The organism is Methyloversatilis sp. XJ19-49 (assembly GCF_024580145.1).
Classification (GTDB): Bacteria; Pseudomonadota; Gammaproteobacteria; order Burkholderiales; family Rhodocyclaceae; genus Methyloversatilis.
Genome location: NZ_JANINI010000023.1, coordinates 19,973 through 31,158, shown reverse-complemented (window position 1 = coordinate 31,158; position 11,186 = coordinate 19,973). Strand labels below are relative to the sequence as shown.

General features: G+C 67.1%; 12 protein-coding genes. 9 read left to right on the top strand and 3 right to left on the bottom strand.

Annotated elements, in window-relative coordinates:
* The first annotated feature begins 420 nt into the window (after window positions 1–420).
* The gene (locus NMQ16_RS18720; RefSeq protein ID WP_257082480.1) at window positions 421–1,989 is read left to right on the top strand and encodes a choice-of-anchor I family protein; all 1,569 of its coding nucleotides are present in this window, start codon (window positions 421–423) and stop codon (window positions 1,987–1,989) included.
* A gap of 111 nt (window positions 1,990–2,100) precedes the next feature.
* Window positions 2,101–3,342 (top strand): nitronate monooxygenase family protein, encoded by a 1,242-nt coding sequence (locus tag NMQ16_RS18715; protein WP_257082477.1) that lies wholly within the window; start codon window positions 2,101–2,103, stop codon window positions 3,340–3,342.
* Here NMQ16_RS18715 and NMQ16_RS18710 read toward each other — a convergent pair.
* Genes NMQ16_RS18710 through NMQ16_RS18700 form a run of 3 tightly spaced genes read right to left on the bottom strand, consistent with a single transcriptional unit; the run spans window position 3,323 to window position 4,510 of the window.
* The gene (locus NMQ16_RS18710) at window positions 3,323–3,739 is read right to left on the bottom strand and encodes a DUF6691 family protein (protein WP_257082476.1); all 417 of its coding nucleotides are present in this window, start codon (window positions 3,737–3,739) and stop codon (window positions 3,323–3,325) included. The two genes, NMQ16_RS18715 and NMQ16_RS18710, sit on opposite strands and share 20 nt — an antisense overlap.
* Window position 3,740: 1 nt before the next feature.
* A complete protein-coding gene (locus tag NMQ16_RS18705; protein WP_257082475.1) occupies window positions 3,741–4,175 on the bottom strand; it encodes a YeeE/YedE family protein in 435 nt (144 codons plus the stop codon).
* Complete coding sequence (locus NMQ16_RS18700) at window positions 4,172–4,510, bottom strand: helix-turn-helix transcriptional regulator (RefSeq protein WP_257082474.1); 339 nt, start codon at window positions 4,508–4,510, stop codon at window positions 4,172–4,174. The genes NMQ16_RS18705 and NMQ16_RS18700 overlap by 4 nt, the downstream gene beginning before the upstream one ends.
* Before the next feature lie 125 nt (window positions 4,511–4,635).
* Between NMQ16_RS18700 and NMQ16_RS18695 the strand changes: the two genes are divergently transcribed.
* From NMQ16_RS18695 to NMQ16_RS18665, 7 genes are all read left to right on the top strand, one after another.
* Entirely contained in the window at window positions 4,636–6,111 is a 1,476-nt protein-coding gene (locus NMQ16_RS18695) for a putative nucleotidyltransferase substrate binding domain-containing protein (protein ID WP_257082472.1), read from the top strand.
* A 115-nt stretch (window positions 6,112–6,226) separates the two neighbouring features.
* Window positions 6,227–7,003 carry an MOSC domain-containing protein gene (locus tag NMQ16_RS18690; protein ID WP_257082471.1) on the top strand — a complete coding sequence of 259 codons (777 nt, stop codon included), beginning with the start codon at window positions 6,227–6,229 and terminating at the stop codon, window positions 7,001–7,003.
* Between the two features lie 98 nt (window positions 7,004–7,101).
* On the top strand, window positions 7,102–7,566 hold the full coding sequence (locus tag NMQ16_RS18685; protein WP_257082469.1) for a TerB family tellurite resistance protein: 465 nt from the start codon (window positions 7,102–7,104) through the stop codon (window positions 7,564–7,566).
* 72 nt (window positions 7,567–7,638) lie between these two features.
* Window positions 7,639–8,298 carry a paraquat-inducible protein A gene (locus NMQ16_RS18680; protein WP_257082468.1) on the top strand — a complete coding sequence of 220 codons (660 nt, stop codon included), beginning with the start codon at window positions 7,639–7,641 and terminating at the stop codon, window positions 8,296–8,298.
* 11 nt (window positions 8,299–8,309) lie between these two features.
* Window positions 8,310–8,954, top strand: a complete 645-nt coding sequence (locus tag NMQ16_RS18675) for a paraquat-inducible protein A (protein WP_373566816.1) — start codon at window positions 8,310–8,312, stop codon at window positions 8,952–8,954.
* A complete protein-coding gene (locus tag NMQ16_RS18670) occupies window positions 8,947–10,584 on the top strand; it encodes an intermembrane transport protein PqiB (RefSeq protein ID WP_257082466.1) in 1,638 nt (545 codons plus the stop codon). The genes NMQ16_RS18675 and NMQ16_RS18670 overlap by 8 nt, the downstream gene beginning before the upstream one ends.
* Window positions 10,581–11,165, top strand: coding sequence for a PqiC family protein (locus NMQ16_RS18665; protein ID WP_257082465.1), 585 nt, complete (start codon window positions 10,581–10,583; stop codon window positions 11,163–11,165). The genes NMQ16_RS18670 and NMQ16_RS18665 overlap by 4 nt, the downstream gene beginning before the upstream one ends.
* Window positions 11,166–11,186 lie beyond the last annotated feature (21 nt).

Below are 11,186 nucleotides of genomic sequence, written 5' to 3'. Positions count from 1 at the left end.
TCGTCGAAAAACGACGGGGGCGTCAATGCCCCCGTGTTGTCAAAGCCCGGCCAAAGCGCTACACCGTCCGCGTTCTGAAAAAAGACCTTAACTGAACGGTATTACCGCTCCGCCCTCGCCGCGATCGTGCAGCGATGGTCGTATTGCAAAGTGCGCATCGCGGCGAGGCCGCCGCTCCCACAAAAACCTCACTGCTCGCCGCCCGCGAAGCCGGCTGACCAGGCAGGGCCAGCAGTGGATCGCCGCTCCCACAGGGCTACTCCCACTGCCGGAACCCACATGGCCCGATCCGGTTCACGCACGAATGAATGTAAATTTCAGTGACGTTACAGTGCTGTAACACGACTGCAATCTTCGCCTGTTGTTGTGTCGGGTCAATGCGGCCGGACTGCCGGCCCGCTGACAACAGGAGAATCAATAATGGTCAGAAAGATTGCAGCCGCCGCGATTGCGGCACTGTTCGTACCGGTCGTGCAGGCGGCCGGCTGGGAAAAGTTGTGGACCTTCGAGCACGGCGCCGGCACCAGCGTCGACGGCCAGACGTCGGAAATCCTCGCCTTCGACAGCCTGAACAATGAACTGTGGGTGGGCGGGCTCAAGGGTGTGGACATCCTGAATGCCGCCACCGGCAGTTTCGTGCAGCACATCGACACCACGGCCTTCGGCGAACTGAACAGCGTCGCCGTCCGCAATGGTGTGGCCGCCTTCGCCATCGCCGCCCCGATCAAGACGGACGCCGGCTCGGTGCTGACCTATGACACCACCAGCCGCAGCTTCCAGCAGAGCTATCTGGTTGGCGCGCTGCCCGACATGGTCACCTTCACCGCAGACGGCCGCATCATGACCGCCAACGAAGGCGAGCCGCTGGCCCGCCCGGGTTTCGACACCATCGAGCAACGCGGCTCGATCAGCATCATCGACACCACGAAGGATTCGGTCACCACGCTGGGCTTTGCCGGCTATGACGGCACCACCGGCCTGGGCCGCGTCGTGACGCCCGGCAGCAAGCCGTCGATCGACTGGGAGCCGGAGTACATCGCCCTGTCGAAGGACGGCCAGTTCGCGATGGTGACGCTGCAGGAAGCCAACGCGGTCGCCAAGATCGACCTCTTGTCGCAGCAGATCGTGTCGGTCACTTCGCTCGGCCTGAAGGATCACAGCCTGCCGGGCAATGAACTCGATACCTCGGACCGCGACGGCCCGGGCAACAGCCAGCTGGCCGGCAACTACCGCAACGCGCCGGTGTTCGGCATGTACATGCCGGATGCGATCGCGTCGTATGCGTCGGGCGGCAAGACCTACTACATCACCGCCAACGAAGGCGATTCGCGCAATCTGGAAGACTTCGTCGATGGCGAATTCAACGAGGAAGTGCGCGTTGGCTCAAGCAGCTACGTCCTGGATCCGACGGTGTTCCCGGATGCAGCCGCGCTGAAGGCGAACAGCAATCTCGGCCGCCTGACGGCCACCACCTCGGGTGGCGATCTCGACGGCGACGGTGATTACGACCAGATTCACATCTTCGGCGGTCGCTCCTTCTCCATCCTCGACGAGGACGGCAACCAGGTGTTCGACAGCGGCAACGATCTGGAAGCGCGCCTGTTTGCCGCCTTTCCGGCGCTGATCGACGACGGCCGCAGCGACAACAAGGGCGTCGAACCCGAAGGCGTGACGGTGCTCGAACTTGGTGACCGCACGCTGGCCTTCATCGGCTTCGAACGGTCGAAAGAGAGCGTCATCGCGATCTACGACGTGACCAATCCGACGGCAGCCACTTTCGTCGATTTCATCGTCGACGCGGATTCGGTGTCGCCGGAAGGTCTCTCAGCCTATGAATTCGGTGGCAAGTACTTCCTCGCGACGGCAAACGAGGTGTCGGGCACGACCTCGTTGTTCTCGATCACGCCGGTGCCGGAACCCGAAACCTACGCCATGCTGCTGGCGGGTCTGGGCCTGATCGGTCTCGCCGCGCGTCGTCGTCGTGGCTGAAACACGGCTGTAACACATCGGCACCCGGGCTTGAGCAAGGTCAAGCCCGGGCGGCAGACGGACGGTTAAGGTGGCGCAGCCCATCTGCCGCCACCCGTCCCCTGCTCTGCCATGACAGAAACGCCGACTGCAATCCTCCCGCCCCCCGCAGCCGCTCCGGCTGCGCCGCTTCCTTCCGGATACCCTGTCGATCGACTGCGCAACAGCGGTCTTGCGCCACTGAAGCTCGCCGGTCGCTCACTGCTGCCCATCGTGCAGGGCGGCATGGGCGTGGGCGTATCGGCGCACCGGCTCGCCGGCAGCGTCGCAGCGCTCGGCGCCGTCGGCACGATTTCGTCGGTCGATCTGCGTCGCTTGCATCCCGATCTGATGGCGCACACGCGAGGCTTGTCGGGCGAGCATGCGAAAGCCGAAATCAACGCTGACAATCTGGAAGCGCTGGCGCGCGAAATTCGCGCCGCACGACAGATCGCCGGCGGCAACGGTCTTCTGGCCGTGAATGTGATGCGCGCAGTGAGTGACTATGCGGCGCAGGTGCGCTGCGCGCTCGAATGCGGCATCGACGCCGTGGTGGTCGGCGCCGGCCTGCCGCTCGATCTGCCCGACCTCGCACGCGAACACCCCTCTGCAGCGCTGATCCCCATCCTGTCGGATGCGCGTGGCGTGCAGCTGGTGGTGCGCAAGTGGGAACGCAAGCAGCGCGTGCCCGATGCCATCGTGCTTGAACATCCGGGCTGGGCCGGCGGTCACCTCGGTGCTGCCAAGGTGGCCGACGTGTCGAACGAGCGTTTCGATTTCGAGCGCGTGCTGCCGGAAACCCTGGCCTGGCTGCGCAGCGCGGGGCTGGAAGGCCGTGTGCCGCTGATCGTGGCCGGCGGCCTGCGCACTCACGACGACATCCGGCGCATGCAGTCGCTGGGTGCAGCAGCGGTGCAGTTCGGCACCGCATTCGCCGTGACCGAAGAATGCGACGCCTCGGACGCCTTCAAGCATGTTCTGGCCGACGCCGGCGACGACGATCTGGTCGAATTCACCAGCGTGGCCGGCCTGCCCGCGCGCGCCGTGCGCACGCCCTGGCTGCAGAAGTATCTTGCGGTGCTGGAGCGCACGCAGGCTGTGGTGCATGAGCGCTCGCGCTGCGCCAAGCACTTCGATTGCCTGGCGCAGTGCGGTCTGCGTGACGGTCTGGTCGGCTGGGGCCAATTCTGCATCGATCACCAGCTGGCTGCCGCCCTGCGCGGTGACCTGAAAACCGGTCTGTTCTTCCGCGGCCGCGGCGCGCTGCCTTTCGGCAAGCGCATCGCCAGCGTACGCGCGCTGATCGACTACCTGCTTACGCCTTTGGCCGCGTGAGCAGGGCGTGGGCCGCCATGCCGACTCCCATTGCGACCACGAACACGATGGCTGGCTGCGACGCCATGCCGAGCGATACCAGCGCCGGTCCCGGGCAGTATCCTGCCAAGCCCCAGCCAACCCCGAAGGTCAGACTGCCGAGCACCAGCGGCGCATCGATCTGGCGCGCGGTCGGCAGTTGCAGGCGTTCGCCCGACCAGGCCACGGTGCGCGACTTCGCCCACGTGAAGGCGGGGAACGCCACCGCGATGGCGCCGCCCATGACCAACGCGAGTGACGGGTCCCACGCACCGGCGAGGTCGAGGAAGGCAATCACCTTGGCCGGATTGGCCATGCCCGACAGCAGCAGGCCGATGCCCAGCACGAGTCCGGCGAGCAGGGCGATGAAGGTTTTCATGTCAGGCTCCTGCCAGATGACGGACGAGATAGACGGTGACGAAACCGGCACCCATGAAGGCCAGCGTGGCCACCAGCGAACGCGGCGACAGGCGCGACAGGCCGCACACGCCATGACCGCTGGTGCAGCCCGAGCCGTAGCGGGTGCCGACGCCGACCAGCAGGCCGGCGACGACCAGGGTCGCCGTGCCGGCGTCGGACTGAACGACGGGCAGCGCGGCGAACAGCCCCCACACCAGTGGCGCCGCGAGCAGGCCGACGACGAACGCGATCCGCCAGCCCGTGTCACCCGGAGCCGGTCTGAACAGCCCGCCGACGATGCCGCTGATGCCGGCGATGCGGCCGCTGCCCAGGATCAGCAGCGCTGCCGCGAGGCCGATCAGCGCGCCGCCGGCCAGCGAGGTCCAGGGCGTGAAGGCGTCCCAGGCGATGTTCATGTGTGTGCTCCGTGTGGCACCGCGCAGAAGCGCGCATGCAGGGTGTGCATCAGCGCCAGTGCGTCGTCGCTGGCGATGCGGTAATGGATGTGCTTGCCGTCGCGCCGCGTGCTGACCAGCCCTTCGCGCCGCAACACGCCCAGCTGCTGCGACAGCGTGGGTTGCGCAATGCCGAGCCGTGTTTCGAGTTCGCCCACCGAATGTTCGCCCTGCGCCAGCTGGCACAGCAGGATCAGCCGGTCATCATGCGCCAGTACGCGCAGCAGTGCGCAGGCACGGCCGGCGGTGGCGCGCAGCGTGTCGAGATCGATGACCGTATCGGATGTGCTGTCCATCCAGACAATATATCATCAAATAAATTATATCAAAGTAAATTGAAATGAGGCAGTGCGGTCGCGCAAGCGGCCGTTCAGCGCGATGATGCGCGTTGCAGCCTCCTCACGAACCGATGACCCGTCCGATGACATCCGATCTTCCCGCCCTGCCCGATGCCGCGCACAGCAGCGACCCGCACCTGAACCTGATCACCACGCCGGTGCGCAGCCTGATCCGGCGCGCACCGATCACCGTGTCGCCCGCGACCACGATTCGCGACGCGGCCACGCAGATGAGCGCGCAGCGCGTGTCGTCGGTGCTGGTGGTCGAGGCGGGTCGGCTGATCGGCGTGGTGACCGACCGCGACCTGCGCAACCGTGTCGTCGCGCAGGGGCTGGACAGCGCGCGGCCGGTGCTCGACATCGCCACGCTCGATCCGCTGACGATGGATGTGCGAAAGCCCGCCTTCGACGCCCTGCTGCTGATGGCGCGCCACAACATCCACCACGTGCCGGTGATGGACGGCGACAGCGTGGTCGGCATGATCACGGCGACCGACGTCAGCGCGCAGCAGAATCTGTCGGCGGTGCACCTGGCGGGCGACATCTACAAGCAGACGAGCGTCGAGGGGCTGGCCGAGGCCGCCCTGCAGGTGCGCGCCCTGCAGCAAAGTCTGGCCGGCGCCGGCGCCACCGCCTACAGCACCGGACACATCATCACCGCCATCACCGATGCGCTGACCTGCCGTCTGCTGCAGCTGGGCGAAGCGCAATTCGGTCCGCCGCCGGTCGGATACGTGTGGGTGGCCGCCGGGTCGCAGGCGCGCAACGAACAGACGGCGAAGTCGGACCAGGACAACTGTCTGGTCATCGACGACGCCTACGATCCGGTCGCGCACGGCGAGTACTTCCGCGCGCTGGCCACCTTCGTGTGCGACGGTCTCGACGCCTGCGGCTACATCCACTGTCCGGGCGAAATGATGGCGATGACCGACCCATGGCGGCAGCCGAAGGCGCGCTGGGCGCAGTACTTCCGCAAATGGACGACGGAGCCGGAACCCAAGGCGCTGATGCTCACCTGCGTGTTTTTCGACCTGCGCGCCATCCACGGACAGACCGCGCTGCTCGAAACGCTGCGCGAGGATGTGCTGGCGCGCACGCGCGGCAACCGCATCTTCCTCGCCTACATGGTGGGCAATGCGCTGAAGCACCAGCCGCCGCTCGGCCTGTTCAACCGCATGTCGACGCTGCGCTCGGGCGAACACCGGGGCACGCTGGATCTGAAGCACAGCGGCATCGTGCCCATCGTCGATCTGGCGCGCGTCTATGCGCTGGCCGGCGGCCACGCCGCGGTAAACACGCATGACCGGCTGGCCGTGGCCGCGGCCAGCGGCGAAATCAGCGAACAGAGCGCGCACGATCTGCGCGACGCGCTCGAATACATTGCCACGCTGCGCATCCAGCACCAGGCGCGTCAGATGGCGGGTGGTGCCGGTGCCGACAACTTCCTGAAGCCGGACGAACTGTCGAACTTCGAACGCGGCCAGCTGAAGAACGCGTTCGGCGTCGTGCAGACGCTGCAGAGCGTGCTCGGCCAGCGCTATCAGGCCGGGCGCTTCTGAACCGGCCGGTCACGTGCTGTTCCGGCACTGACACTGCGCACCTGCGGCAAACGACTTATTGCCGCCGCGGCACGCCCGACCGAGCATCCAGCCAACCTTTCAAGCTGGAGTTGCCATGAGAACCGTTCGTCAGTTGTACCGGTATCCGGTCAAGGGTCTGTCGGCCGAACCGCTCGGCGAAATCGCGCTGCGTACCGGAGAAGGCGTGCCGCTCGATCGGCAGTGGGCGCTCACCAACGGCAGCTGGACCTTCGACGCCGGCAGTTATGCGCCGCGTCCGAAGACCGATTTCATCGCGCTGATGGATCACGCCGCACTTGCTTCGCTGGCCACCCGCTACGACGACACCGGCAACTGCCTGCACGTCAGCGCACCCGACGGACGCCATCTGCGCATCGATGTCGATGACCCAGCCGACTGCAGCGGACTGGCGCGCTTCATCGCACAGCACATCAACGCGCGGCTGGAAGGCCCGCCGGCCTTCGTCAGCGGTGAGGGCTTCCGCTTCACCGACGTCAGCGTGCTGTCGCACGGCATGATGAATGCGGTGTCGCTGATCAATCTGGCCACGGTGCGCGAAGTCGGTGCAGCGCTCGGTTCGGACATCGATCCGATGCGCTTTCGCGCCAACATCTATATGGATGGCGGGGAGCCGTGGGAGGAATCCGGCTGGCTGGACCGCGAGGTTCAGTTGGGTGAGGTGCGCGCGCGGGTCGTCATGCGCACGCCGCGCTGCAGTGCGACCAACGTGAATCCGGTGACCGCCGAGCGCGACATGACGCTGCCGGCGACCATGATGGAGCGCTACGGCCACCGCGAATTGGGCGTCTATCTGCAGGTACTCAACGGAGGAACGATCGCGCAGGGTGCCGTCGTGACGCCGCTGCCGTAACATCCGGGCACAGCCGCAACGGGAACGCCGACCGGCACTTGCGGGTCCGCAGTGACGCGGGCACACGGTGCGCCCTCGCTTCGCCGACTAAGGACACGATGCTACGTACCCTGAAAGACCTGTTCGACAGTTTTGCCGCGCCGGCGCCGCTTGACGCCGCCGCCACCGAACATCAGCTGCAGCTGGCCACCGCAGTGCTGCTGGTCGAAGTGATGCGCGCCGACCCGGACATCGGCGACGCCGAGCGCGCCGCGGCCATGACCGCGCTGCGCGGCAAGTTCGCCCTGACCGATGATGAAATCGAGCGCCTGATCGAGCTGGCGACCACGACGGCGCGCGAGGCCTACGACTATCAGCGCTTTACGGCGCTGATCAATCAGGCCTTCGATGCCGAGCGCAAGGCGCACATCGTCGAGCTGATGTGGCAGGTCGCCTACGCCGACGGCCATCTGCACGCCCATGAATCGCACGTGATGCGCAAGGTGGCCGATCTGCTCTACATCCCGCACGCCGACTACATCACCGCCAAGCTACGGGCACGCGACGCGGCGGCGGCCGCCTGATCGACACGCCACGGTCATTGCACCGGTCTGCGCTGCACCGCAGAATCGCGGTTCTTCCTGACGCCACCGGTCATGCCCGCACCCGCCGCGCACCTGAAACTGCCTGCCGACCTGGTCGCCTGCCACGAGTGCGACCTGCTGCAGACCGAGCCGGCACTGCTGCCCGGGCAGACCGCGCGCTGTGCGCGCTGCGACGCCTTTATTGCACGCAATCCGCCGGACAGCCTCGACCGCACACTGGCGCTTACGCTGACTGCACTGGTGCTGTACGTGATCGCGAACGCCTGGCCGCTGGTCGGCCTCGACATGCAGGGTCGCGTGGTCGCGGTGACGCTGTTCGAAGCGGTGCAGGTGCTGTGGCGCGACGGCATGATGCCGGTCGCTGCGCTCGTGTTCGGTACCGCCATCCTGTTTCCGCTGCTCGAGCTGGTGATGATCCTGCTCGTGCTGGTGCCGCTGCGGCTCGGGCGCGTGACACCGCGCATGGCGCCGTTCTTCCGGCTCGTGCGTTCGCTCAAGCCCTGGGGCATGGTCGAGGTGTTCCTGCTCGGCATGCTGGTGTCGCTGGTCAAGCTGTCGCATCTGGCGACGGTCATCCTCGGTACCGCGTTCTGGGCCACGGCTGCACTCATTCTCGCGCTCACCTTCGCCGGCCGGGCCTTCGACACGCGTTTGCTGTGGCAGACCCCGCTGTCCGACGAAGCGGCTGGCGTCCTGGTGACGAGCCGATGAGCCGGCGCGCGCTGACCGCCCGCGAGGCCGGGCTGCTGAGCTGCCATGTGTGCGGTCAGCTGGCGCGCCCGCCCGAAGGCGCGGTGCACAGTCTGCGCTGTCCGCGGTGCCGCGCGCCGATGCACCTGCGCAAGCCGGCCAGCGTGTCGACCACCTGGGCGCTGCTGATCGCATCGATCGTCATGTTCCTGCCGGCCAACCTGCTGCCGGTCATGACCACCACATCGCTGCTCGGCAGCCAGCAGGACACGATCATGAGCGGCGTCGTCTTTCTGTGGCAATCAGGTTCATGGCCGCTGGCCGCGGTAGTGTTCTTCGCCAGCGTGATGGTGCCGCTGCTGAAGATCATCGCGCTGGTGTACCTCACGCTTTCGGTGCAGCGCCGCTCGACGCAGAACCTGCTGCAGCGCACCCGGCTGTACCGGCTGGTCGAATTCGTCGGCCGCTGGTCGATGCTCGACATCTACGTGATCACGATGCTGGTTGCGCTGGTGAGCTTCCGTGGATTGGCGACGATAGAAGCCGGCCCGGGTGCCATCGCCTTCGGCGCCGTCGTGGTGCTCACGATGTTCGCCGCCATGAGCTTCGATCCGCGACTGATCTGGGACCCGCTGGCCGGCCGGTCTACTGACCCCCACCCTGCACACCATGACTGAACCCGAACTGCCGACCGCCACGGTCGACGCACCGCGCCGCTTCCGCATTCCGCTGGTGTGGATCATTCCGCTGGTTGCGCTGCTGATCGGCGTGTTCCTCGCCGCGCGCGCCTGGTACCAGCAGGGGCCGACCATCACGATCCAGTTCATCAGTGGCGCCGGACTGGAGCCGGGCAAGACGCGCATCAAGTACAAGGACGTCGATGTCGGCCAGATCAGCGCGGTGGCGCTGGCCGACGACGGCGCGCACGTCATCGCCACGGCGCAGCTGGTGCGCGAAGCGAGCCGGCTGCTCGTCGCAGATACCCGCTTCTGGGTGGTCAGCGCGCGCGTATCGGGCAGCGCGGTGACCGGTCTGGGCACCTTGCTGTCGGGCGCCTATGTCGGCATGGACGCCGGCAAGTCGACCGAACCCGGTCGCACCTTCGTCGCGCTGGACGAGGCGCCGGTCATCACGCTGGACGTGCCCGGGCGCGCCTTTGCGCTGCATGCCGAAACACTGGGTTCGATCGATGTCGGCACGCCGATCTACTTCCGCCGCATCCCGGCCGGCCAGGTCACCGGTTTCAAGCTCGACGACACCGGTCAGCACCTCGACATCCAGGTGTTCATCAAGTCGCCGTACGACCGCTACGTGACCACCGACAGCCGATTCTGGAACGCCAGCGGCATCGACGTGAAGCTCGGCGCAGAGGGGCTGCAGATCAACACCGAATCGGCCACGTCCATATTGGCCGGCGGGCTGTCGTTTGAAACACCGGACGGCGGCGATGCCGAACCGGCGCCTGCCGGGCTCGATTTCAAGCTGTTCGGCACGCGCGCCGAAGCGCTCAAGCAGCCCGGATCGGACGCCCAGATCGTGCAGCTGCGCTTCACCGAAAGCGTGCGTGGCCTGTCGGTCGGCGCACCGGTCGATTTCCGCGGCACCCAGATCGGCGAAGTGATTGCGCTCGAACCCGATGTCGATCTCGACGCTGCCGACGTCGGCCTGCTGGTCGATATCGCGGTGTTCCCCGGCCGCATGCGTCCACGCACCGGCGGCAAGCCGGATGACGATTTCGACGAAGCCGCCTTCCGCACCTTCGTCGACCGCCTGGTGGCGCGCGGCCTGCGCGCGCAGCTGCGCAACGGCAATCTGGTGACCGGCCAGCTCTATGTGGCGATGGATTTCTTCCCGCCGGCCGGCAGTCAGAAGGTCGACTGGGCGGCGCGTCCGCCGCAGCTGCCGACCCAGCGCGGCAGTCTGGACGAACTGCAGGCCACGCTGTCGCGCATCGCCGGCAAGTTCGACCGCCTGCCGCTGGACGACATCGCACAGGAGACCCGTGCCGCGATCGCCGGGCTGGCGCGCGCGGTCGAGCGCACCGATCAGCTGCTGCAGCGGCTCGACGGCATCGCGTCAAACGAAGTGAGCGCCGCCGTGATCGAAACGCAGCGCACGATGGCCGAGGCGCGCGCGGCGATCGCCGATACGCGCCATCTGCTGTCGAGCGACGCGCCACTGCAGCAGGACCTGCGTGACAGCCTGCAGGAGCTGTCGCGCGCGGCGCAGTCACTGCGTCACCTGACCGACACGCTGGAACGCCACCCCGAAGCGCTGCTGCGCGGCAAGCCCGAGGAGAAACCGTGATCTGCCTTCGCTCCCTGTGCTTGATTGCCGCCGCTCTGGCGCTGGCTGGCTGCGGCAGCTCGCCGCCGGTGCGCTACTACACGCTGGGCGCCGTGGCTGCGCCGGCACCGGCGCAAGCCGATGCGCCCAGCATCGTCGTCGGTCCCATCGGCCTGCCCGAAGCGGTGGACCGGCTGCAGATCGTGCGCCGGATCGACGGCACGCGCAGCGAACCGGCCGACGGCCACCGCTGGGCCGGCTCGCTGAAGGCGGAAATGGGGCGCCGGCTGGCCGCCGCGCTGGCCAGCGAGCGCGGTCTTGCGCGCGTCGTCGCCGTGCCGCAGTCGAGCATCGCCCGACCCGACTACACGCTGCCGGTCGACGTGCTGCGCCTCGATGCCGACGGTTTCGAGCGTGTGACGCTGGACGCAGTATGGACCTTGCGCCGCGACGGCCGCGATATCGCCAGCCGGCGCTTCACCGCCAGCGAAGCCATCGGTACGGCCAGCTACGAAGCCCTCGCCGCCGCCCACGGCCGACTCATCGACGCACTTGCCCGCGACATCGCACAGTCGGTCCCCGCGGCCACGCCGGCACGTTGAACAAGCCCCGCGACAAGCCCA